Origin of the sequence: Bacillus sp. ABP14, assembly GCF_001831375.1 — a bacterium.
Lineage (GTDB): Bacteria > Bacillota > Bacilli > Bacillales > Bacillaceae_G > Bacillus_A > Bacillus_A paranthracis.
Map to the genome: position 1 here is coordinate 1,643,228 of NZ_CP017016.1, position 22,010 is coordinate 1,665,237.

Consider the following 22,010-nt stretch of genomic DNA (forward strand, 5'->3'; position numbering starts at 1 on the left):
GAAGCAGCTTTAGTTGCTTCCTTTTTTTATTCGTACAGATTGAACAGCCTCAATAATAATATCTGGTCGATCATTTTCTATTCCGTGACCAGCATGTTCGGCAAGTATATATTGGCTGTTTATTGAGATTTGTAATTGTTCATGAATCAGTTCTTGCCACATTGCTTCAAGTTGTGTCGCTTCCTCTTTTTGCATGCCGTCCTCAGTCAACTGAGTAATAGAATATTGAGGGTCTCTACCGATAACGATTAAAGGTACTTCTATTGTTTTATAGAGTTCTTTTATTGAGCGAGCACAATTTTTCCACTCCGATAGTTCAGAAGCTGTCGCTTTATATAATGTAGGAGAGGTAGAAAATTCAATTTGCTGTCTTGATTGATCGGCTAGCATAGTCTTTAGTTCATTAGAAAGCATCTCTACATCCATTTTGGAGTAGGTATTATATTTTTGAAGCCACATATCATCCGAATCAGTCTGATCAGAAATTGGTAAATGAAGTTCATCTAATCTGTGTAAGTTCATAGAAGTAGAATCAACTAAAATAAGTGATTGTAGCTTATTTTCATATAACATCGCAAAATGTTGTGCACATAAACCTCCATAGGAATGACCGATTAGAATGATTGGTTCGTGAATATCTAGTTTTTGTAGTAACATATGAAGTTCTTTTGTTGTTTGTAATGTAGTACGTGAATGATTCCCTAGCTCACTTTTTCCGTAACCTGGGCGATGGTAGGAAACGACTGTAAAGTGCTGTGAAAGCTTTTCTATAATAGGAAGCCAATCATAAAATGAGCAAGTCATTCCGGTTTGAATGACTACAGTTTGTTTACTACTTCCTTTCATATATACTTCTATAGTTTGCCCCAATACCTCTACAAATTTATAAATAGTAAACCCTCCTAACTAAGATTGAAGTAATTTTTGACAAGCAAAAATAATACACCAAACCCCTATACCGAACAGGACAGATGTACTAAGTGAAAATGAGTTTCTTAACCCAATATAGACGATAAATAATAGTAGTGCGGATGCAGGAAATCCATATAATACACCTATAGCAAATTGACTTAATTCTTGTTTATTCCCGCCTTCGAAAGAAATCCAAAATAGGCTCAGTAAACTTACGAGAGGAAGGGCAGCAATAAACCCGCCAATCGTACTATAATGTTTAGCTACTTCAGTAATAACACCGATAATAAGTGCCGAAACGATTACTTTAACGAGGAAATGCATACTTTGCCTCCTTCGCTAATAATGAAAAAGCTTTTTCAATTAATTGTTGTTCTTCTTTCGATAACTGCGATTCTAATATTTTTATCTTTTCTTTATCTAGTAAAGTATGCTTTTCTAATACTTCAATGCCTTCTTTCGTTAAAGTAAGGTTCACAACTCTTTCATCTTGTTTGTTTCTTTCTTTCATGATATACCCTTTTTGAATAAGGCGCTTTACGTGTTCAGAAGCTGTGTTATGAGAGAGAGTAAGCTCAGTAGCGACTTTTCCAATTGTTATATCTTTCTCACGAGAAATGATTTGTAAAATACGAATGGCTTGGTGAGAAAGGTTGTCTTCATATTCATATCGTAAGTGATAATAAATGCTCTCCCAATGCTGATTGATGTCTTTCATAATAAATCCTCCTGTTTTTATGTCGTATAATAAGATATATTCGCTATTAAAGAAGTAAAATCCTTTTATTTGGATAAAAAATGTTGAAAAAGTTTATTTTTATTGAAATATAAGGTAATCTATGTGTAAAGGTATACATTCAGCAAGAGAGAGGATGATAGCTGTGAATACATTCAAATGGATGAGTCATGAACAGATGTATGTAGATGAAATACATGTTGAAAAATGTGGTCCTCTTTCAGTCGGCGTATATGGGGGAAATCAAGAGAGTGATGCATATGAACGAGGAGATGCGGTGCTTGCTTGGTGGGATCCGGAATTACAATTTGAATTTGTTATGATTTTTGATACACACCACAAAACAAAAAATATTGATTATATAATAGAAGCCATTTCAGAAAGAAAAGAGAAACTAAAAGAGTTATTTTCCTACCCGATACATTTAGCTTTTCATCATACACATATGTACTTATTAGCGTTATTTACAGATGAGTTGTTTATTGAAAAATGTGATCAAGATGATGAAGAACTTGCATGTTTAATTTGTTTGAGAAAAGGCGAATTTTTATATTGGTTATCAGTTGGTGATTGCTTCGCATATTTATTCCATTCTGAGAAAACGAAGAATGGTAAAGGGCGATTAAATAAACGGAAGAATTACGAATATATTGGTAGGAAAAATATTTTTGCAGCAAATACACCTTGCTTTACGTCAGGTGTAAGAGGATTAGAAAAAGGAATGAATCACATCGTAATGGCAACGGACGGTATTTTAGAGTGTGATAAACGAAGGTTTGATGATGACCAATCTTTAATAGAAATATTACACGACGGAAGTTGCTTACAGATTGAGCCAGTATTAACAAATGTACTGCAGTGGAAAGGTAGAGATTGTGCCACAATTATTGGATGGTCCATTGACACTGAAAATAAACGATGTGCTAATTAATATAAAAGGAGTTCAAGGTTTTTATCCTTGAACTCCTTTTTTTAAGCAATATGGATGTGATACGTTTTTAACCACTCATTTACTTGTAGCATATACTCCATAGCACTTCTTGCTTCGAAATTGTTAATTTCTTTATTACTTTGATTGGCAATAGCAAGTAATGTGGAATGATTAATAAGTGAGAAAATAGGATTGTTTTTATTACTACACATGTCGAGTGATAAATGACGGATTGTTTGTAAATAATGTGGGTCTTGTGAAGTTGGATACGCACTTTTTCTTCTATTCCGTACATCGTCAGGTAAAGCAGGCTTTAATGCTCTACGTAATATGCCTTTTTCAATATTATCAATGCTTTTTATGTTGAAAGGAACGTTCCATAAATATTCAACTAATCGATAATCGCAAAACGGTACACGAACTTCAAATCCTACAGCCATACTCATACGGTCTTTACGGTCAAGTAAGAACGGAAGAAATCTCGTTAAAAATAAATAAAACATTTGACGTTGTTTCGCGGATTTTTTACTTTCACCTTCAAGAGTAGGTACTTCAAGTATCGCTTCTTGGAATCGTGTATCAATATAGTTTTCTAGATTACATTGGTTACTTACTTCATTTAGTAGAAGAGGAGATGTATTCTTCCAATTTGTTAGCCAAGGAAATTTATCTACATATAGTAATTCTTCTTGATGAAACCAAGGATATCCACCGAATACTTCATCAGCAGATTCGCCCGATAAAGCTACGGTCGCATCTTTTTTCATTTCGCAAAATAGTAAATATAGTGAAGTTTCCATTTCACCAGCACTCGGTAAATCTTTTGCACGGAGGGGAACGAATAAGTGATTTGCTAATTCTTCAGCATTCACAATAATATCATGATGAGATGTCCCTACATGTTCAGAAACGCGTTTTACCCAAGGAGCGTCTAAACCAGTGCGAGCAAATGTCAGCTCGAAATCTTTTGCACTATTTACAAAGTCAACGGAATACGTATGAAGTGTTTTATTTTCAGCAGCAAATTCTTTCCCCGCTAGTGCAGTAATACCGCTAGAATCTAATCCTCCTGATAACATGCAAACGAGAGGGACATCGGCAATTAATTGTCTTTTTACTGTATCTTGTAAAATAGATAAAATATGTGATGATGTATCTTCTATAGAATCTGTATGGGTCTTACTTTCTAAATTCCAATACTTTGTAACTATTTTTTTATCACGTGTAAACGTTATAGAATGTCCAGCACGCACTTCTTGAATATGTTTAAAGACGCCACATCCTGGAGTTCGAAATAAGCCTAATCCAAATATTTCATTTATGCCATCCGTATCAACTTCAGCGGGGACAGATGGATGCGCTAATAATGCTTTAATTTCAGATCCGAAAATAATACTGTCATTTCTTTCTGTATAAAAGAGTGGTTTTACGCCTAAATGATCACGTGCTAAAAACAGTTGTTGCTTCTGATCATCCCATAAGGCGAAAGCGAAAATGCCGTTTAAATGTTGTACGCAGTCTTCTTTCCATTCTAAATACGAATGTAGTAACACTTCTGTATCTGAATGCGTTTCAAATGAATGACCACATTTCCTAAGTTGTTCCCTCAGCTCACGAAAATTATAAATTTCTCCATTATAAGTAAGAGCATACGTATAATCACCAGCACGAAATGTCTTCGGCTGCGTCCCGCCTTCTGGATCAATTACAATTAAACGCCGGTGTGCAAAGGCCGCGCGAGGTGAAAACCAAAATCCTTCAGCATCCGGACCACGATGCTGAATACGATTTGCCATCTTTTCTAAAATAACATGTTCATTGGAAAGATCCTTATTCCAATTTACCCAACCTGTAATTCCGCACATACACATCTCATCTCCTAATTTTTAAAAGTAGATTAACGAAATAAAATGTACACTAAGTTAAAGAGTGACTATATAAATAGTGTACTACATGAATCAAATTGCAGACTTGAGAAAATTTTCTTTGAATGCATAGTTATGTGAGACAATGGCTAAGGGAAAGTATTCCATTACATACAAAAAATAATAAAAAGATGAGAGAAAAATTTTTTCTAGACGTTATATAGGGTGTAAAAGCTTTTACAAAAAAATAAGGGGAATCGCTACATGAAATCAAATGAGAAAAATTTTATAAAAAGATTACAGCGGCAAAAAGAAGATGCGCTAGAATTTGTTGTCGATACATATTTACCACTCATAAAGGGAATCACGCATAAAGTTCTTTTTCCAGTTCAAAATGATGGACTCATAGAGGAATGTATAAACGATATATTTCTTTCCATTTGGAATAATGCAAATAAGTTTCATGGAGAGCCGAGTGATTTTAAAAAATGGATTGCAGCGATTGCGAAGTTTAAAGCAATTGATTATTACCGGAAGGCAACTAAAAAAGTAGAAATTATTTCGGATGAGTTTCATATTAGTACGGAAAAGTCAGCGGAAGATGAATTAATTGTTATGGAAGATAGAGAAGAATTATTGAAGCTTATTAATCAATTAGAACCGCTAGATCAAAAAGTATTCATTATGAAATATTTACTCGGTATGAAGACAGAGGAAATAGGTGACAAGTTAGGGTTAACCCGGGCAGCGATCGATAATCGAGTGTACCGCGGGAAAAAGAAACTACAACAAAATGCTACGAATATTAGTTTTGGAGGTAGTGCAATATGAAAGACATTTATGAACTATTAAATGATATTGACATAGATGAGAAAGAACTTGAGGAAATTGAGGCTTCTGAAATTGAAAAAGAAAAAGTGAAGCGCAATGTAAAACAATCGATACGTACGAAGAAAAAGATGAAAAGTTGGAAAAAAGGCGTTGCTGCTGCATCTATTTTAGTAGGATTATCAGTTGCAACGCTTGGTATCGGATTTCCTACATATGCAGGAGGATTGCCAATTGTAGGTGACATATTCCGATTTTTAGATAATGGTAGAACAGGGCTATATGAAAATTATAAAGAGTTTTCGACTGAGCTGAATATGACGAGGGAGAGTAATGGGGTTAAGGTTACACTCAATGATGCCATTTTTAATGGAAGAACTGTGACGATAACATATTCTATTGAAAGTGATAAAGATTTAGGGGAAAATCCAAATGTATTAGAATTTTTACAAATTGCTGGATTTAATAGTACGACTGGTATTTCTAAAATTACAAAAGTGGATGACAAGAAATACGTAGGTATGAGTACAGCAACTGATGTTGATGGTATAAAAATGGATGCTGCCAATGTCAAATGGGAGATAGATAAGATAGAAACAGTAGATGGAACACAATCAATTAAAGGGAAATGGAATTTTGCGATTTCTTTAAATGCGATGGACAGTAAAGAAATGAAACTTAAAGGAAGTTCTGAAAGCGAATTAATAAAAGTAAATATAGACAAAATGGAAGTAACACCTATGTCCTTTATCGTTTTTTACAATCAAGAAGAATCTAAGGCATTAAGAAGCAAATGGGATAGTGCAGATGTTGAGCTAGAAATAAAAGATGATTTAGGAAATAAATATGTAGGTCAAGGAAATGGAGGGACGGGTACAGTAGCAGAACCGCACAAAAGTAGTTGGAGTTCCACATTCCAAAAGTTAAATGAAAATGCAACAAAGCTTATCGTTACACCTCATGTGAACTTACGAGTACATACACCAGAAAACTTTGGTGGAGTGGAATTTATTAATGGAATCGAGAAGAAAATTGAAGTATCAAAAAAAGAAGCGAAGAGCAAAGATATTGTTCTAGATGATATCGTAATTGATTTAAAGAAATAAAAGGGAGACTGCCTAAAACCGTTAGGCAGTCTTTTTTTCGTTAAGAACTAGTAACGAGTAATGCATGCGGATGCTGCGTTTTATATTCCTCTTTCCAAGGAATGTTTAGTTGTTCCCACGATTCGCCGCTATCATTGGATTGAAACACGCCATTGTTATTTAAAGTGTAAAATGTATGTGGTTCTGCTTCGTTTGTCGCAAACATCGAAATGACTGTACCAATTGCAGATGGTAGTCCTTGTTGTACTTGCTGGAACGGAGTATCTTTCGTTTTACGATAAATATAAGATTCATAAGGAATACGGTGATGAGCGAGATCTGCACTCGGTGCGGCAGAAACGAGAATTGTATTACAATCAGCTGGATCGATAGCCATGCTATATAAATAATGATGTTCAAGTCCATCACTACATGAAATCCAGCTGTTTCCACTGTTATAACTTTCAAGATATGCGCGATCAGGTCCGCCCATAAAGCCGTCACCACATGATGCATAAAGGCGATTTGGGGCTTCAGGGTGCATAAGTAATTGATGAGCATCGATAGGAGCACCGAATTTTTTATCAATCCATGTATGGCCTTTATCGTTACTTTGAATAACAGCACCAGCTTCAATTGAAACGTGGATTGTATTTGGATTGTTTGGATCAACTGTAATCCAGCGTACGTGATGAGTAAAAGGTCTAGGCGGGAAAGCCCACGTATAAGAAGATAATAATGATTTCATATTTTTTAGTTCCGTCCACGTTTCCCCACCATTTTCTGAACGGAATAAAGCGCTCGGTTCTGTGCCGACATAAACGACGCCATATCCGTTAACTTGCTCATTCGGGCTTATCGTAATGGAAGTGATCGAAGAATGTAAAATACCATCTTCTTTTGGAAAATCAAAGTAACGATAAGAATCTCCAATTGGTCTCCATGAATCTCCGCTATCGTCACTTAACCAGAGACCTCGTCCAAAAGTGCCGCAATATACACGATTCTTTTGAAATGGATCAACAGCGATACAGGTAGGTTGCATATTTTGTAAGTGATACGCCGCTTCATAGTTACCATATCGTTCTTTCACTACAACAAGTTCACGTTCCATACAAAGAAATAAACGTTTCATTTTCGTAACCTCCTTAAAAATTCTTTCATTAGTAAATAATATGAAGCCGAAAAAGAAGTAGTCTTATTTTTTGTTGAGAAAAAGGACTTGTTTGAAATGTAGCGAAGTGTGTATACAGAGGAAGCGGGATAAAGATGGGGAGTTTGTTTCATACTAATGTACAGATATTATCCTTAAAGGAGCCTTAGTATGGGACATTCACATAATCATGGTAATTCTAATAATAAAAAAGCGTTATTACTTGCATTTTTACTAACAACAAGTTTTATGATTGCTGAAGTTATTGGGGGATTTGTAACAAATAGCTTAGCACTACTATCTGACGCGGGGCATATGCTAAGTGATGCAGTATCTTTAGCTTTAAGTTTACTTGCGTTTAAACTCGGAGAAAAAACAGCAACAACTGCGAAAACATATGGATATAAGCGAGTCGAAATGTTAGCGGCATTATGTAACGGTGTCGTCCTTATTGTCATTTCAATATACATTTTTATTGAAGCAATTCGCCGTTTTAAAGAGCCAGTTGAGATTGCTAGTAATGGGATGCTCATTATTGCTGTACTTGGTCTGCTTATTAATATTTTATCAGCTTGGATATTAATGAGAGGCGGAGATGTGAAGGGGAATTTAAATTTAAGAAGTGCTTTCTTACACGTATTAGGCGATCTATTAGGGTCAGTTGGAGCGATTATTGCTGCGTTACTTATTAAATTTTTCGGGTGGACTGCTGCAGATGCGATTGCTAGTATTCTTGTGTCCATTTTAGTCATTATTAGTGGATGGCGTGTAACACGTGATACGGTCCATATATTAATGGAAGGTGCACCACAGCATATAAATGTTGAAGAGGTAAAAAGTACATTATTAAATATTCCGGTTGTAAAAGAAGTTCATGATTTGCACATATGGTCTGTCACATCTGATTTTCAAGTATTAACTTGCCATTTGATTATTAAAGGTAATGAAACGCAAAGTATACTAAAAGAGGCTACGGATGTATTAAAGGAAAAGTTTCATGTAGAACATGTCACCATTCAAGTAGAGATAGATGGTGAATTTAATCATAGTGAGACAACTTGCAAAGTATGAAAGAAAAAGGATAAGAAAAAGTGTCATAACATTTTTCGCACGGCATACATATATATAATGTGGCCACAAATACTTTGTAAGGTAAATATTTCATGAAATTACTTTACTTATAAAGAGTCATCTTTTATAATCAAAAGTGGTAATTGATAAGGATTATCATTTTCAATGATCGTAGAAAGGAGTTTTTTAAAAGATGAGTAGTCAACTCCGTTTTGCTGTTGAAAATCGTAAGAGGCATTTAATTGATGAGTTAATTGGAGCAGGTGTGTTTAAAATTCGCGACCGACAATTATACGAGCTGTCTTTAGAGGAATTGGAAAAAGAGTACGAAGATATGGAAGATTATGCAGATATTCAGGCGTAGCTATATATATTAGTAAAAAGAGAGCTGGTTACGATTTTGTGTAGCCAGCTCTCTTTTTATTTCGTAGAAATTATTTTTTGTATTTCTTTCATTGGACGGAGCCAGTTTTGAGTCATCATTTGTTCCATTTGTTTTTCATCCTGCTTCTGTAGTGCTTGAATGATAGAGTGATGTTCTTCAATAGATTGACTTGCTGGAACAAAGTTTTGGAAAAATAAATATTCAAGGCGTAAGACGTGAAGTTGCATATTTTCTAGAAAGGGTTCAATATATTGATTTTTAGCAATAGAAGAAATGGTATTGTGAAATTGTATATCTAGTTGTAAAGCTTGTTTTGTGTTTTCTTTCTCTATAGAGTACTGAAAGTCATCATTTATTTCAGAAAGTAGCTTCAGATCAGCGTCTGTAATGTTTTGAAGTGCTTGTTTTCCTATAATAGAGTGAAGACCAGCCATCGTTTCATAAATGATCGGAATGTCGTCTAACTGAATAGGAGCAATTTTTGTTTTTTGTCCAGGTACCATTTCCACTAATCCAGAAAGCTCTAATATTTGAAGCGCTTCTCTTACAGGTGTTCTGCTTACTCCTAGTGCTTCAGCCAGTTCCCCATCATTAATTTTTTCATTGGGCTTCAGTACACCTTCAATAATCCAATCTTGTAGTTGATTTAAAACGAGTGATTTTGCTGAAACTCTTCCTAGTTTTTTATTATTTTGAGGGATAGGCATAGTGAATTCAATCCTTTCATTGTATATTTTCCTTTTTCTCATGAACAAGCTTTAATTCGGGTTTCCCTTCATCCGGTTTTTGGCTTAAGATAAGCACCATTACAATGACACAAAGGGCCCCTAATAACTGAAAAGATTGAAATGGTACATGTAATATAAGTACAGAAGAAATAATAGCTGCGAGTGGTTCTGTACAACCGAATAATGTCGTTTCTTTCGGGGTTAAGTATCGTATGCTGTCTAAGTATAAATAAAAGGCAATAAGTGTCCCAAAAATGACGACAAATGTGATGAGCGGTAGAGTACTTAATTTTACATATTTCACAGTTGATAATAAAATAAATTCTTTCGTAGAAATAAAGTGTACAATCGTTACACCAATACCCCCAATAATCATGCCCCATCCAACGATAACAGAGGAAGACCATCTTTCTAGTAATCCCTTTGAATATAAACTATAAAAAGCGAGAGATAATCCAGATAAAATCCCCCAAATAATAGCTGGTGTAGAAACAGCTAAGTTATGCACAGACCCGTTTGTTAGTAAGAGGAAAGTACCTACTAATGAAAGGGTAATTGAAATAAAATCAATTTTTGATGGACGAACGTTCCATTTGAAAAGTAAGTATATAGTAATAAATATAGGAGCTAAATATTGCAATAATGTTGCAACGGCAGCATTTCCTTCTTTAATAGAAGCGAAGTACGTGTATTGTACAGCAAGCATACCGAATAGGCCAAACAATATCATTTTAGTAGCATCAGATCTTTGTTTCCATATGCTGAATATTTCTTTTTTTCTCGTTCCGAATGATGAAATAATGAGCAAGATAACGCCCGATATAAGCAATCGAATTGTAACTAACCATTCAGTAGAAATATTGTCATATTGAAAAAGTTGTTGTGCAGCTGTTCCAGACAAGCCCCATAAACAAGCTCCAATTACAACCATAATGATTCCTTTTAAACGATTTGGATCCATAAGGTATGGAGTCCTCCTTTCAAAAAAATATATTGTATACAATATGCAATATATCACGAAATGAACAAATAATAAACTGAAATTTCTGTACTGTGAAATGGGAATTATAGTATTTTCAGTTACGTTTACGATACAAGTGAGTAGGTTAAATAAAGAGAGATAAAATTATAAAATTAAATCATAATCAACAGGATAAAAAAATAAAGATAAGAGTAATTTGGTTTGTTAAAAATATGTGTAGAAGGAGATACGCGATGAACTGGGTTACTCATAAACCAACATTTGAATTTGATAATTTTAGTCCATTTATTCGTGCGAATACTGCGTGGCTTGGGCATTTGGAGTTCGCATACGATTTAGTAAGATTTGAAAAACCAGAAATATTAGTTGAGCTAGGTACACATCTAGGCGCTTCTTTTTTCAGTTTTTGTCAAGGGGTAAAGGATGGGGGATTATCTACAAAATGTTTTGCTGTAGATACTTGGACTGGAGATGGGCATACAGGTCCATATGGAGAAGGTGTTTTCCAAATCGTAGATAAAGTGGTGAAAATGAGCTATCCCAATATAGGTAATTTAATTCGATCTACTTTTGATGAGGCTGTTGATCAATTTCAAGATGGAACGATAAACTTGTTGCATATTGATGGCTATCATACGTATGAAGCAGTTTCTCATGATTATAAAACATGGTTACCGAAACTTGCGAATAACGGTATTGTGTTATTTCATGATATTGAGGTGAAAGATCGAAACTTCGGCGTGTATAAGTTTTGGGATGAAGTCACAGCAAAGCACCCTCATTTTCAGTTCCAGCATTCATATGGACTCGGCGTATTATTTCCGAAAGGTTGTAGCGATAAGTTTGTGGAAATACTTAAAAATAAAGAAGAAATACAAAATATGTATAAATAAAAGTGGAGCATGCATCATTTGAATGATGCATGCTTTTTTGTGTGGGGAATAATGATATTCCTTTAAACGGTGAGGATAATAGTAAAAAGTTTTATGTTGGCAAATATTAAAAAAGTTACCCTTTGATTGTTAAATATAAAAAATGTAACATTTTTTATATTTTCCATTGCGAAAAGTAGCATCTACTTTTACAATAGAAAAGGTGTCCAATATATTATACTGGAAAAATAAATCGAAATAATATGAAAATTTTGTTTTGTCTTCGCTAATTGTATATTACATACATGTAAGACGACACACGTCATGTTATCGACTTGTAAGGAGAGAAAAAAATGAAAAGTGTAAGATTACCATCGATGCTAGAAATCATAGTTCTTTTATTATTATTTCTTGCTGTTGTCTTTTCCTTCCAAACGATTTTTGATCTCCCAATTCAATTAGCGCTATTTATTTCATGGTTTTTAGTAATTGCGCTTGGATTAAGATTAGGATTTCGTTATCAAGAATTGCAAGATGCAATTACGAAAGGGATTTCTAACGGATTAGAAGCAATACTCATTTTAGTTGCAGTAGGTGCTTTAATTGGAACATGGATTGCTGGTGGGATAGTACCAACATTAATTTATTATGGATTAGAATTTATTCACCCTAGCATATTCCTATTAGCAACATTAATTATTTGTTCGATAACTTCTATCGCGACAGGAACATCATGGGGAACAGTTGGAACAGCAGGTATTGCAATGATGGCGATTGGTGAAGGTCTTGGGTTACCATTACCACTTGTTGCTGGTGCAGTTCTTTCAGGTGCTTATTTCGGGGATAAATTATCGCCACTTTCTGATAGTACAGTACTTGCAGCATCTATGGCAAAAGTAGATGTTATTGCACACGTACGAGCTATGCTTGTATTAGACGTTCCAGCGTATATTATTACTAGCATTATGTTTACTGTAGCTGGTTGGATGTATGGCGGAGATAACGTAGATTTAAATCGAGTAGAATTTTTAAAGGAATCATTATTAAAACACTTTGATATTAAAATATGGATGTTAGTTCCGGCGATTATTGTCATTGTACTATTAGCAATGAAGAAGCCTTCTATGCCTACAATTGCAATGGGAGCTTTACTTGGCGCAATTTGGGCAACTGTTTTCCAAGGAATGCACTTTGGAGACGCAATTGGAACAGCATATAACGGATTCTCAATTCAATCAGGCGTTGAGTTTGTCGATAAGTTATTAAACCGTGGCGGAATTAACGGTATGCTCGGTTCAGTAGCCGTAATTATTTTTGGTTTAGGGTTTGGTGGATTACTTGAAAAATTAGGTGTTTTAAAAGTAATCGTATCAAAATTCGAAAAGAAATTAAATTCTGCTGGTAATGTAACATTATCTACATTAATCGTTGCATTTTTAGCGAACATATTTGGCTGTGCGATGTACGTATCACTTATTTTAACACCGAAAATTATGCAAGAAAGTTATGATAAACTAAAAATCGACCGCCGCGTATTAGCGCGTAACTCAGAAGTAGGTGGAACATTAACTTCAGGTATGGTTCCATGGTCGGATAACGGTATTTTTATGGCTGGTATTTTAGGTGTTGCGACGATATCATACATTCCATTTATGTGGTTAAGCTTCGTATCGTTAATTTTAGCAGTTATTTACGGATATACAGGCAAGTTCATTTGGTATGTAGATGATGCTGAAAAAGGAAAAGAAGCATCATAAATAAAAAATCACCTTCTACGTGTTGTAGAAGGTGATTTTTTATTTTGTAATAGGAGTTGAAGAGGTTATCTCATCCTCATATTTAGCAATTTTTTGTTGTATCTGTTTCTGCTAATTGATGAACAAGTTCATATCCAATTCCTTTATTTGCAACTGTTATGAAAGCATATTTTTTCATATTGAATTCCTCCAGTATTGTTATAGTAGGTTACAAAGGAAAGAATACAACCTAAACTTAAGTTTAGGTCAAGAGGAGTTTTTAAAATAAATATAAAATATCTATTTATATGAGTGAGAATTCTTATCATTTAAAGGGAAGTCTGTTATTATAAGAAATGTAGGTATTTTATTTTCAAGGGGATGAAAAAATGGAGTACAGAATTGAAAGAGATACAATAGGAGAAATAAAAGTTCCAGCTGATAAATTATGGGCAGCACAAACACAACGTAGTAAAGAAAACTTCCCGATTGGAACAGAGCAAATGCCGCTTGAAATTGTAAAAGCATTTGCCATTTTAAAGAAGAGTGCAGCACTTACTAATAAAAAATTAGGAAAGCTATCAGAAGAAAAAGCAGAAGCAATTGTGACAGCAGCTGACGAAGTGATAGCAGGGAAATGGAATGAACATTTTCCACTTGTCGTATGGCAAACAGGTAGTGGTACGCAGTCAAACATGAATGTGAATGAAGTAATTGCAAACCGAGGGAATCAAATTTTGAAAGAGAAAGGGTTTGACGTACATATTCATCCGAATGATGATGTGAACATGTCTCAAAGTTCAAATGATACTTTCCCAACTGCGCTTCATGTAGCATGTGTACTCGCAGTAGAAAATCACGTGTTACCAGCAATTACGAAATTAAAAGAAACGTTAGCAGAAAAAGTAAAAGCATTTGAACATATTATAAAAATTGGTCGTACACATTTACAAGATGCGACACCGTTAACATTAGGACAAGAAATTAGTGGATGGCACCGTATGCTTGAAAAAACAGAGCGTATGATTGCAGAGAGCAATACATATATGAAAGAGCTTGCGATTGGTGGTACTGCAGTTGGAACAGGTATAAACGCCCATCCTAAATTTGGTGAGATGGTATCTGAGGAAATTAGCCAATTTACAGGTAAGCAATTTATGTCTGCACCAAATAAATTCCATGCATTAACGAGTCATGATGAAGTTGTATATACGCATGGGGCATTGAAAGCATTAGCAGCGGATTTAATGAAGATCGCTAACGATGTGCGCTGGCTGGCAAGTGGTCCACGTAGTGGGCTAGGAGAAATTATTATTCCAGCAAATGAGCCAGGAAGCTCTATTATGCCAGGTAAAGTAAATCCAACGCAAAGTGAAGCGTTAACGATGGTTGTAGCACAAGTGATGGGAAATGACGCAACAATCGGATTTGCAGCGAGCCAAGGCAATTTTGAGTTAAATGTATTTAAACCTGTTATTGCATATAACTTCTTACAATCTGCTCACTTATTAGCAGATGCAATTGTTTCATTTAATGATAATTGTGCAGTTGGTATTGAAGCAGATGAAGAAGTCATTAAAGAGAATGTGAATCGTTCATTAATGCTTGTTACTGCATTAAACCCGCATATCGGATATGAAAATGCAGCGAAAATTGCGAAGCATGCTCATAAAGAAGGGTTAACTTTAAAAGAAGCAGCATTGCAATCTGGATTACTAACAGAAGAACAATTTGATGAAATTGTCGATCCGAAAAAAATGATTGCTCCGAAAGAGTAATAAAAACGCCAAGATTCTTTGTTTAGAATCTTGGTTTTTTTATTACTGTAAGTGCCAAAATATATTATTTGTTAGCAGACATATTCAATATTTTCATATGTGGGCAGTTTTCTTTTAAAAGTGCAATGAATTTTTCTTCTTCTTGTGGTACGAAAGTTGTCACAGAGTCGAATAAATTATAATGGATTTCTAATTGCTGTCTAGTCCATTTCTTTGAATGAAGTTTTTTACCAGAGTATTTAATGTGGCGAATATCTTCAAAGGGAATTTCAGTACGTAGTATGAAACCATGTTTTACGAAAAGAGATGATTCCGTTACGTTATAGTGAGAGAAATAGAATGAAGAAAGATTCACGATATTTAGCAGCATCATGAGGGTGAAAAAAATAGAATTTTCATTTTGGAAAAATAGTGAAATGAAAAAAATCATGATAAATAATGTAATAAAAATGACGTGAAATGGATTTTTTTTCGCTTTAAATTTCAAGTTAGTCACCTCGGTATACGTGTACTTTAACTAAATTAAATCATAACATCGTAATAAAACGTGTGAATATGCATAATTGCATATTCACACGTTTTATTATTCATGTAAAATTTCTTGATGGGATAAATTCAAAAGAAGTTTTGTAATAGTGGAGTGGCATGAAGTGACTTACAAGAATAGAAAGATAGTGTTAGTCATAATTAGTTGTATGATGATTATGGGGAGTTGTGCTAATACATTTGTTGAAGATAGAAACCGAAAGCATACATTTGTACAAGCAAGTAAGGTTTTAGTTGAGACTGTAAATAGAATCTTTAAAAGATAAAGGTGTTTTCGTATACGGAAACACCTTTTTTGTAGTTAAAATTGAATGTACTTTCTCCCAATGTCCATATTCACTAATTGCATATGTATTTTGGGCAATTTGTTTAACAGTAAACCAAGGGTCGTGCAGAATAGTCATGTTTTGTTTCACATCCTATCGTAATTTATTTATTAAATACATTCGCTTTTTATTGCTTCATGTCCTTTTTGAAGAATATTTTATAGACGTTTTTTATAAAGGTCTGAAAAATAGGTAAACGAAACATTGAAATGTTTATTTCGTTTATGTTAAGATGATGAAGTGATAATAAACGTTATTGAAATTTGTTTATTTTAAAACGGACATTTTAAAGGAGTGTTTAGTATGAGCGATATTTCGGAGAAGTTTTGGGATGCGTCGGTAGAGGAATTGAAAAAAGGGTATGTGTTTGATGAGGAAACGGAAGAGTATATTTGTTTAGCTTGTGGAGAAACGTTTATTAAGGGTGTTATTTATCAAGATAATCAAGTTTTGTATGAAGCAGAGAAGTTTGTACAATTGCATGTGCAAAACGAACATACATCTATGTTTGACTATTTATTAAACCTTGATAAGAAGTATACGGGTTTAACGGATTTGCAAAAGAAGATGGTTCAGTTTTTCCATATGGGGCTGAATGACAAAGAGATTGTGAAAGAGATGGATGGCGGAAGTACTTCAACCATCCGCAATCATCGGTTTACACTTCGAGAGAAAATGAAGCAAGCGAAAGTGTTTTTAGCGTTAATGGAACTGTCAGAAGAAAAATCAAAAGTACAAACGAAATTTGTACCCATTCATAGAACAGCAACGATGGTAGATGATCGTTACAATATTACAGAAGAAGAAAATGATGAAGTATTAAAAACGCATTTTACAGAGGGATTAGATGGACCGCTTTCTAAATTTCCAAAAAAGCAAAAGCGTAAATTAATTATATTACGTCATTTAGTGACGAAGTTTGATAGTCATAAAAAGTACACTGAAAAAGAAGTAAATGCTATTATAGAAAGCGTATACCCGGATTTTGTAACTTTAAGAAGATATTTAATCGAATACGGGTTTTTAGATAGAACAGCTGATGGAAGCCAATATTGGGTGAAGTTATAATATAGGGAGAAGAAAATGAATAGAAGCACACCGTTATAACAACTATACAAAGAGATAGAAGTTGAAAAAAGATTTTTAATAAAAGGAGAAATGAAATTTGAAACCACCTACAGATAATAATAAAGAAGGTGCGGAGTCACAGAAGTTAAAAAGTGAGAGTAAACCGATTTGGAAATCGATGTCGATGTTTTTGGTACCGTTACTATTAAGTAATGTATTACAATCGGTTGGACAATTATTCGGTATGGTAGTAGTAGGAAGATGGCTTGGAGTGAATGATTTAGCGGCCATATCGGCATTCTTTCCTCTATTTTTCTTACTCGTTTCATTTGTAATTGGTATTGGTTCAGGTAGTTCTATTTTAATAGGTCAGGCATTTGGGGCAAAAAACGAAGATCGTTTAAAAGCGATTGTTGGTACGACGTTGACATTTACTTTTATTATTGGAGTTGTGTTAGCGATAGTAGGTAGTATTTTTGCAATGGATATTATGCGCCTTATGGGAACGCCAGAAAATATTATTGAAATAAGTGTACATTATGCACGTATTTTATTTATATCGATGCCAATCTTATTTTTATATTTCGCATACACAACGTTTATGAGAGGTACAGGAGATTCTAAAACGCCATTTTACTTTTTAATTGTAAGTACAGCGCTAAATATGATCTTATTACCAATCCTTATTTTTGGATGGTTAGGAGCTCCGAAATTAGACGTTTATGGAGCAGCCTATGCCTCTGTTATATCTACAGTTATTACGTTTATTGTCATGTTAGTGTATTTAAAGAAGAAAAATCACCCACTACAATTAGATAGTACGGTAAGGAAATATCTTCGAATGGATTGGGGTTTATTAAAGCTATTACTACGACTCGGTATTCCAGCGAGTATTAATATGATATTAGTTTCATTATCAGAAATTGCGGTAATCGCGTTTGTAAATCGTTACGGTTCGGATGCAACAGCGGCATATGGCGTTGTGAACCAAGTTGCAAGTTATGTACAAATGCCAGCCGTTAGCCTTGGTATTACAGTCTCCATTTTTGCTGCACAATCAATTGGTGCGAATCAATTTGATCGATTGCAGAAAGTTGTGAAGGCTGGAATTATTATGAACTACGTCATCGGTGGTGTGCTAATATCTCTCATTTACTTGTTCTCAAGAGACATTCTAGCACTATTTTTAACGAGTCAAACTACAATTGAAATTGCTCATAGCCTAGTTATGATCACATTATGGAGTTATTTAATTTTCGGTCATGCGCAAATTATTAGTGCGACAATGCGAGCAAGCGGTACAGTATTATGGCCAACTGTTATTGGCGTCGTATCAATTTGGCTTGTTGAAGTACCTGTAGCGTATTACCTTTCTTACCATACAAGTCTTGGCATAGAAGGGATATGGATTGGATACCCAGCAGCATTTATTGTTAGCTTAATCTTGCAATATGCATATTATAAGCTTTCATGGCAGAAGAAACGAATTACACGATTAGTGAGTTAAACACTAAAAATGTCCCTAAGTTACTATACTTAGGGACATTTTTTATAAGTGCAGATTTACAAATAGCTTTTTAAAGTAATATCAAAATGTTGTCTAATGAGTTTATTATTACTCATGTAAAACTCCCACGCTTTTTCTGGTTCACCGATAATTTCAAAAGATTCTTCTGTAATATATAAGGCGCAATTATCCTCTAGTGCAATGCCTTCTATATTACCTTGATGATTTTGTAAAAAGGAATGGAAGGCGTTCATTCTATTTAATTGATTATAATGTGGACAAAACCTTTTGTTCACAATGCCCCAGCCGTTGCTCTCTATATAACCAGATCCTTCATAATCTGATCGAATGCTAGATGTGAACCAACACATAGCACCAGCGCTGCATCCTGCAATGAGCGTTCCTTGTTGCAAAGCATATAATAATTTCTCATCTAGTTTATGTTCTTTCCATTGTGTAAGCATGTGAATATAGTTCCCGCCACCGAGATAAATTAAATCAGCTGACTGAATCATTTCGTCTATTTCATATTTAGAAGGTGTATCGGCTATAATACGTAAAATTTGTACGTCACAGTGTAATTGTTTTTCGAATGTGTCTAAAAATAATTTTATATAGCTTTCATCATCATGACTAGCTGTAGGAATGAATAATACTTTCGGATACTGTTTATTTGTTAATTCTATAAGTCGCTCATTAATAGGCGAGTGATTTGAATCTTGTAAATCACCGCCACCAATGACAGCTAATTTCATAGTAAAGCACCACCTAATCATTTTCGTTATATAAAAATTCGATAGAAGAGAGTTACATTCCTTCTGTGATGTAATGATTAAGTAGAAAATATAGTTTAAATATATCGGAATAATAAAGCAAAGGCTGGTTATATTGGGAAATGAATTAGAAACAATTTATTAATATATAATACTTCATACTATTGTTTCAAAATATGGAAACAATATGTTTAAATGGATATAAAGAAGCATGTATTCATATTGAATGAGTGATTATCCTTTAAAAAAGAATTGAAAATAATAGAGATTTTACAAATGAGTTTTTACTTTTAATAGGAAGTTGTATTACAATATGGTAAAATTATTTCAATATATTTATTTAATATAAAAATACAAAGAGGGAGCGTGAAAAAAGTGGATTTTCGATTTGAATTTACAACGAAGGTGAAGGAATACTTGGATGATGAGAAGGATGAAAAAATAATAAAAGATGGACATAGAGATATCATTTTTCAATATTTATATCCGCTAGAGAGTGAAATTGGTATTTATAAAAATCCTAACTTTACTTTTTTTGCATCAGGAAGACGCTCACATATCGTATTAGAAAACATTGAATTTAAAACAGAGGTAAATGTAAAAAGTAACATCATTGAAATTACAAAAATAGTGGATAATGTCGTTATCCCGTTAGATACTATCGTAGCGAAAGATCGGGAATTGTTTGCACTTGGACGTAATGAGAAGTTTAGTGTACAAATATTAGAGCAGTATCTCTTTGATACATTTGGTGAAAAATTAGGTTTAAAATGAATGGAATTGCCTATGATAGGTAGTTCATTTTTGTATATATCATTTACGTTTGACCTTTCATGTAATTTGTACTACAATTCGTAGTGTGAAAGGAGCCGCATTATGTTTACTCAAAACTATAAGCTAAATGAGCAAGGGTTAAATCATTTCTTTGGACCGCTTGAAGCAAAAATTATGGAGATTGTTTGGTCTAGCGAGGGTATTACGATTAAAGAAGTACAGCAGAAATTAAGCGAAGAATCACCTGTGAATTTTAATACTGTGATGACAGTTATGAACAGGTTAGTAGAGAAATTACATTTAGAAAAACAGACTGTGAAAAGAAGTGGCATATATCGTGCTGTACAAACAAAAGAAGAATTCTTATCCAATCAAACGAAGAAAATGACACAGGAATTGATGGGGGAATTTGGAGATTTAGTTGTAAATCATATGCTAGATGAGTTAGAGCAAGTTGATCCGACTTTAATAAAAAAGTTAGAAGATAAATTGATTCAGTTAAAAAAAGAGGATTAATGAAATGAAATGGCAAATGCGTAAAATCGTATTGTTAGCAGTCATTGTTAGTTCCCTCTTTTTTAGTATGCTATTGTATTACGTTACATATCCATTTCTGTTTCAAAATAAGGCGTTCTTTCTTTCGAATTTTTGCTTGTTTCAGTTAGAAAAACATATGAAAGAATTATCGCTCATTCGTATTATAATTGCTGGATTTTTACTACTTACTGTGTTTATCGTGTGCAAAAGAATATGGCGACAATTTTTCGATACTAAAAGATTACAAAAAGTACTTATCGCCTTCGTTCGAAAAGGAAAACAAATATATATATTGCCGACTGCGGAAGTTGCGGCATTTACAATTGGATTATTTCGTCCGAAAGTTGTCGTGTCAGAAGGGATGCTTCAAACATTTTCAGATGAAGAAATGGATGCGATTATTTTTCATGAAGAATATCATCAAAACAATCGAGATCCGCTAAAATTATTTTGTTTTACGTTATTAGCAGAAGGAATGATGTACATACCGATATTAAAAGGGTTGTTACAGCGGTATCATACGTATCAGGAGCTAGCTGCTGATAAATATGCGATGCAAAAAATGGAGTCTTCGTTTGAGTTAGGTAGCGCGTTATTAAAATTAATTAAAATAAAGGCAATGGAAAACCGATGTGTGACAGCTTCATTTGCAAAAACAGCAATAAATTTACGAATTGAGCAAGTGTTACATGAAAAAGTTGTTAAGCTTACTATTCCGTTACATACGAATTCGGTATATGTAACAGTAGGTTTATTCTGTATGTCGGTTGTACTGATTGTCGGAGAGTGCATATAGCCTCTTTTTTTTAAGAATTAACACTACTTTATGTAGTGTTTTGGGAGGAAGAAAAGTGAAGAAACTAATTGCTATTATACTGGCTGGGGCATTAATTTGGGCCGGAGTGAATTTTTATAATACAAAGAAAGAAGAAAAAGAAAGAAAAGCGAAACAAGCGGAATTACAAAAAACAGAAGTATTACCACAAGTAGGATTTAAAGCACCAGACATAACATTAAAAGGATTAGACGGGAAGCTGTATTCGTTAAATGATGCAAAAGGTAAACCATATCTTATTAATTTTTGGGCATCATGGTGTGGTCCATGTGAAATGGAGGCACCTGACTTAGTTCGTATGTATGATAAATATAAAAAGGATGTTGAAATCTTTGCGGTAAATGCAACAATAGGAGATCCAGTGCAAGAAGCGAGCGCTTTTGCGGATCGTCACGGATTTAAGTTTCCTGTTTTACTAGATATGGACGGAGTAGCCGGATTAGATTATAAAGTGTTTTCTTTACCAACTACATTTTTTGTTAATAAAGATGGAATTATCGTAGAGCAAGTACGAGGCGTACTACCTCCAGATCAATTAGAAGAGAAATTCAAGAAATTAATTGAGAGTTAAGAGGGGATTTC

General features: G+C 34.1%; 24 protein-coding genes and 1 pseudogene. 14 read left to right on the forward strand and 11 right to left on the reverse strand.

Features of this window, described 5'->3' with window-relative positions; translation table 11 throughout:
• Positions 1-9: 9 nt before the first annotated feature.
• The 3 genes from BGI23_RS08665 to BGI23_RS08675 are packed head-to-tail and all read right to left on the reverse strand — an operon-like array spanning position 10 to position 1,630.
• Complete coding sequence (locus BGI23_RS08665; protein ID WP_000531706.1) at positions 10-870, reverse strand: alpha/beta fold hydrolase; 861 nt, start codon at positions 868-870, stop codon at positions 10-12.
• Positions 871-906: 36 nt separating this feature from the next.
• Positions 907-1,236: a DUF3147 family protein gene (locus BGI23_RS08670; protein ID WP_070805694.1), complete on the reverse strand. Its 330-nt coding sequence runs from the start codon at positions 1,234-1,236 to the stop codon at positions 907-909.
• Complete coding sequence (locus tag BGI23_RS08675; RefSeq protein WP_070805695.1) at positions 1,220-1,630, reverse strand: MarR family winged helix-turn-helix transcriptional regulator; 411 nt, start codon at positions 1,628-1,630, stop codon at positions 1,220-1,222. Before BGI23_RS08675 ends, BGI23_RS08670 begins: the two co-directional genes overlap by 17 nt.
• Before the next feature lie 121 nt (positions 1,631-1,751).
• Between BGI23_RS08675 and BGI23_RS08680 the strand changes: the two genes are divergently transcribed.
• A complete protein-coding gene (locus BGI23_RS08680) occupies positions 1,752-2,579 on the forward strand; it encodes a PP2C family serine/threonine-protein phosphatase (protein WP_016717104.1) in 828 nt (275 codons plus the stop codon).
• A gap of 41 nt (positions 2,580-2,620) precedes the next feature.
• Here the strand turns inward: BGI23_RS08680 and asnB are convergent, their stop codons facing one another.
• Positions 2,621-4,444 (reverse strand): asparagine synthase (glutamine-hydrolyzing), encoded by a 1,824-nt coding sequence (gene asnB, locus BGI23_RS08685; protein ID WP_070805696.1) that lies wholly within the window; start codon positions 4,442-4,444, stop codon positions 2,621-2,623.
• A 264-nt stretch (positions 4,445-4,708) separates the two neighbouring features.
• Between asnB and BGI23_RS08690 the strand changes: the two genes are divergently transcribed.
• Positions 4,709-5,275 (forward strand): sigma-70 family RNA polymerase sigma factor, encoded by a 567-nt coding sequence (locus BGI23_RS08690; RefSeq protein ID WP_044790526.1) that lies wholly within the window; start codon positions 4,709-4,711, stop codon positions 5,273-5,275.
• A complete protein-coding gene (locus tag BGI23_RS08695) occupies positions 5,272-6,378 on the forward strand; it encodes a DUF4179 domain-containing protein (protein ID WP_070805697.1) in 1,107 nt (368 codons plus the stop codon). Before BGI23_RS08690 ends, BGI23_RS08695 begins: the two co-directional genes overlap by 4 nt.
• A gap of 40 nt (positions 6,379-6,418) precedes the next feature.
• Here the strand turns inward: BGI23_RS08695 and BGI23_RS08700 are convergent, their stop codons facing one another.
• A complete protein-coding gene (locus BGI23_RS08700) occupies positions 6,419-7,492 on the reverse strand; it encodes a WD40/YVTN/BNR-like repeat-containing protein (RefSeq protein ID WP_000825332.1) in 1,074 nt (357 codons plus the stop codon).
• Between the two features lie 189 nt (positions 7,493-7,681).
• On the opposite strand from BGI23_RS08700, the gene BGI23_RS08705 reads away from it, so the two are divergent.
• Positions 7,682-8,581: a cation diffusion facilitator family transporter gene (locus BGI23_RS08705; RefSeq protein ID WP_070805698.1), complete on the forward strand. Its 900-nt coding sequence runs from the start codon at positions 7,682-7,684 to the stop codon at positions 8,579-8,581.
• A gap of 193 nt (positions 8,582-8,774) precedes the next feature.
• On the forward strand, positions 8,775-8,945 hold the full coding sequence (gene fbpA / locus BGI23_RS08710; RefSeq protein ID WP_000098301.1) for a Fur-regulated basic protein FbpA: 171 nt from the start codon (positions 8,775-8,777) through the stop codon (positions 8,943-8,945).
• 56 nt (positions 8,946-9,001) lie between these two features.
• Here the strand turns inward: fbpA and BGI23_RS08715 are convergent, their stop codons facing one another.
• Together BGI23_RS08715 and BGI23_RS08720 are read right to left on the reverse strand one after the other, a co-directional pair.
• Complete coding sequence (locus BGI23_RS08715; protein WP_070807286.1) at positions 9,002-9,673, reverse strand: GntR family transcriptional regulator; 672 nt, start codon at positions 9,671-9,673, stop codon at positions 9,002-9,004.
• 16 nt (positions 9,674-9,689) lie between these two features.
• Positions 9,690-10,655, reverse strand: a complete 966-nt coding sequence (locus BGI23_RS08720) for a DMT family transporter (protein ID WP_070805699.1) — start codon at positions 10,653-10,655, stop codon at positions 9,690-9,692.
• Positions 10,656-10,909: 254 nt separating this feature from the next.
• Here BGI23_RS08720 and BGI23_RS08725 point away from each other — a divergent pair, with 254 nt between their 5' ends.
• Both BGI23_RS08725 and nhaC read left to right on the forward strand, forming a co-directional pair.
• Positions 10,910-11,569 (forward strand): class I SAM-dependent methyltransferase, encoded by a 660-nt coding sequence (locus BGI23_RS08725; protein ID WP_001104682.1) that lies wholly within the window; start codon positions 10,910-10,912, stop codon positions 11,567-11,569.
• A 332-nt stretch (positions 11,570-11,901) separates the two neighbouring features.
• Positions 11,902-13,305, forward strand: a complete 1,404-nt coding sequence (gene nhaC / locus BGI23_RS08730; RefSeq protein WP_000843974.1) for a Na+/H+ antiporter NhaC — start codon at positions 11,902-11,904, stop codon at positions 13,303-13,305.
• Between the two features lie 100 nt (positions 13,306-13,405).
• Here the strand turns inward: nhaC and BGI23_RS28540 are convergent.
• Positions 13,406-13,483 (reverse strand): annotated as a pseudogene (locus BGI23_RS28540) (SDR family NAD(P)-dependent oxidoreductase); the annotation flags it as partial.
• A gap of 190 nt (positions 13,484-13,673) precedes the next feature.
• Between BGI23_RS28540 and fumC the strand changes: the two are divergent.
• Positions 13,674-15,062, forward strand: coding sequence for a class II fumarate hydratase (gene fumC / locus BGI23_RS08735; RefSeq protein ID WP_000456601.1), 1,389 nt, complete (start codon positions 13,674-13,676; stop codon positions 15,060-15,062).
• A gap of 64 nt (positions 15,063-15,126) precedes the next feature.
• On the opposite strand, the gene BGI23_RS08740 is transcribed toward fumC, so the two are convergent.
• Together BGI23_RS08740 and BGI23_RS27210 are read right to left on the reverse strand one after the other, a co-directional pair.
• The gene (locus tag BGI23_RS08740) at positions 15,127-15,549 is read right to left on the reverse strand and encodes a PH domain-containing protein (RefSeq protein ID WP_000669080.1); all 423 of its coding nucleotides are present in this window, start codon (positions 15,547-15,549) and stop codon (positions 15,127-15,129) included.
• 289 nt (positions 15,550-15,838) lie between these two features.
• Positions 15,839-16,012, reverse strand: a complete 174-nt coding sequence (locus BGI23_RS27210; protein ID WP_000153821.1) for a hypothetical protein — start codon at positions 16,010-16,012, stop codon at positions 15,839-15,841.
• A 225-nt stretch (positions 16,013-16,237) separates the two neighbouring features.
• Between BGI23_RS27210 and BGI23_RS08750 the strand changes: the two genes are divergently transcribed.
• Together BGI23_RS08750 and BGI23_RS08755 are read left to right on the forward strand one after the other, a co-directional pair.
• A complete protein-coding gene (locus BGI23_RS08750; protein ID WP_001280289.1) occupies positions 16,238-17,002 on the forward strand; it encodes a DUF2087 domain-containing protein in 765 nt (254 codons plus the stop codon).
• Positions 17,003-17,099: 97 nt separating this feature from the next.
• Positions 17,100-18,509 (forward strand): MATE family efflux transporter, encoded by a 1,410-nt coding sequence (locus BGI23_RS08755; RefSeq protein WP_070805700.1) that lies wholly within the window; start codon positions 17,100-17,102, stop codon positions 18,507-18,509.
• A gap of 56 nt (positions 18,510-18,565) precedes the next feature.
• Here BGI23_RS08755 and BGI23_RS08760 read toward each other — a convergent pair whose 3' ends face one another.
• Positions 18,566-19,264 (reverse strand): peptidase E, encoded by a 699-nt coding sequence (locus tag BGI23_RS08760; RefSeq protein WP_070805701.1) that lies wholly within the window; start codon positions 19,262-19,264, stop codon positions 18,566-18,568.
• A 393-nt stretch (positions 19,265-19,657) separates the two neighbouring features.
• Between BGI23_RS08760 and BGI23_RS08765 the strand changes: the two genes are divergently transcribed.
• The 4 genes from BGI23_RS08765 to BGI23_RS08780 all read left to right on the forward strand — a co-directional run bounded on the left by BGI23_RS08765 (position 19,658) and on the right by BGI23_RS08780 (position 21,999).
• Positions 19,658-20,056 (forward strand): DUF3942 family protein, encoded by a 399-nt coding sequence (locus BGI23_RS08765; protein ID WP_001983153.1) that lies wholly within the window; start codon positions 19,658-19,660, stop codon positions 20,054-20,056.
• 102 nt (positions 20,057-20,158) lie between these two features.
• Positions 20,159-20,572 (forward strand): BlaI/MecI/CopY family transcriptional regulator, encoded by a 414-nt coding sequence (locus tag BGI23_RS08770; RefSeq protein ID WP_070805702.1) that lies wholly within the window; start codon positions 20,159-20,161, stop codon positions 20,570-20,572.
• A 4-nt stretch (positions 20,573-20,576) separates the two neighbouring features.
• A complete protein-coding gene (locus BGI23_RS08775) occupies positions 20,577-21,389 on the forward strand; it encodes a M56 family metallopeptidase (RefSeq protein WP_070805703.1) in 813 nt (270 codons plus the stop codon).
• 55 nt (positions 21,390-21,444) lie between these two features.
• Positions 21,445-21,999, forward strand: a complete 555-nt coding sequence (locus BGI23_RS08780) for a TlpA family protein disulfide reductase (RefSeq protein ID WP_070805704.1) — start codon at positions 21,445-21,447, stop codon at positions 21,997-21,999.
• Positions 22,000-22,010: the final 11 nt, after the last annotated feature.

Excerpts from the sequence above, each read along its gene's own strand:
- BGI23_RS08725 (WP_001104682.1), top strand. The coding sequence starts at position 10,910 with ATGAACTGGGTTACTCATAAACCAACATTTGAATTTGATAATTTTAGT.
- BGI23_RS08695 (WP_070805697.1), top strand. The coding sequence starts at position 5,272 with ATGAAAGACATTTATGAACTATTAAATGATATTGACATAGATGAGAAA.
- BGI23_RS08715 (WP_070807286.1), bottom strand. The coding sequence starts at position 9,673 with ATGCCTATCCCTCAAAATAATAAAAAACTAGGAAGAGTTTCAGCAAAA.
- BGI23_RS08680 (WP_016717104.1), top strand. The coding sequence starts at position 1,752 with ATGTGTAAAGGTATACATTCAGCAAGAGAGAGGATGATAGCTGTGAAT.
- BGI23_RS08750 (WP_001280289.1), top strand. The coding sequence starts at position 16,238 with ATGAGCGATATTTCGGAGAAGTTTTGGGATGCGTCGGTAGAGGAATTG.
- BGI23_RS27210 (WP_000153821.1), bottom strand. The coding sequence starts at position 16,012 with ATGACTATTCTGCACGACCCTTGGTTTACTGTTAAACAAATTGCCCAA.
- fbpA (WP_000098301.1), top strand. The coding sequence starts at position 8,775 with ATGAGTAGTCAACTCCGTTTTGCTGTTGAAAATCGTAAGAGGCATTTA.
- BGI23_RS08675 (WP_070805695.1), bottom strand. The coding sequence starts at position 1,630 with ATGAAAGACATCAATCAGCATTGGGAGAGCATTTATTATCACTTACGA.
- BGI23_RS08690 (WP_044790526.1), top strand. The coding sequence starts at position 4,709 with ATGAAATCAAATGAGAAAAATTTTATAAAAAGATTACAGCGGCAAAAA.
- BGI23_RS08775 (WP_070805703.1), top strand. The coding sequence starts at position 20,577 with ATGAAATGGCAAATGCGTAAAATCGTATTGTTAGCAGTCATTGTTAGT.
- BGI23_RS08705 (WP_070805698.1), top strand. The coding sequence starts at position 7,682 with ATGGGACATTCACATAATCATGGTAATTCTAATAATAAAAAAGCGTTA.
- BGI23_RS08760 (WP_070805701.1), bottom strand. The coding sequence starts at position 19,264 with ATGAAATTAGCTGTCATTGGTGGCGGTGATTTACAAGATTCAAATCAC.
- BGI23_RS08770 (WP_070805702.1), top strand. The coding sequence starts at position 20,159 with ATGTTTACTCAAAACTATAAGCTAAATGAGCAAGGGTTAAATCATTTC.
- BGI23_RS08720 (WP_070805699.1), bottom strand. The coding sequence starts at position 10,655 with ATGGATCCAAATCGTTTAAAAGGAATCATTATGGTTGTAATTGGAGCT.
- nhaC (WP_000843974.1), top strand. The coding sequence starts at position 11,902 with ATGAAAAGTGTAAGATTACCATCGATGCTAGAAATCATAGTTCTTTTA.
- asnB (WP_070805696.1), bottom strand. The coding sequence starts at position 4,444 with ATGTGCGGAATTACAGGTTGGGTAAATTGGAATAAGGATCTTTCCAAT.
- fumC (WP_000456601.1), top strand. The coding sequence starts at position 13,674 with ATGGAGTACAGAATTGAAAGAGATACAATAGGAGAAATAAAAGTTCCA.
- BGI23_RS08700 (WP_000825332.1), bottom strand. The coding sequence starts at position 7,492 with ATGAAACGTTTATTTCTTTGTATGGAACGTGAACTTGTTGTAGTGAAA.
- BGI23_RS08670 (WP_070805694.1), bottom strand. The coding sequence starts at position 1,236 with ATGCATTTCCTCGTTAAAGTAATCGTTTCGGCACTTATTATCGGTGTT.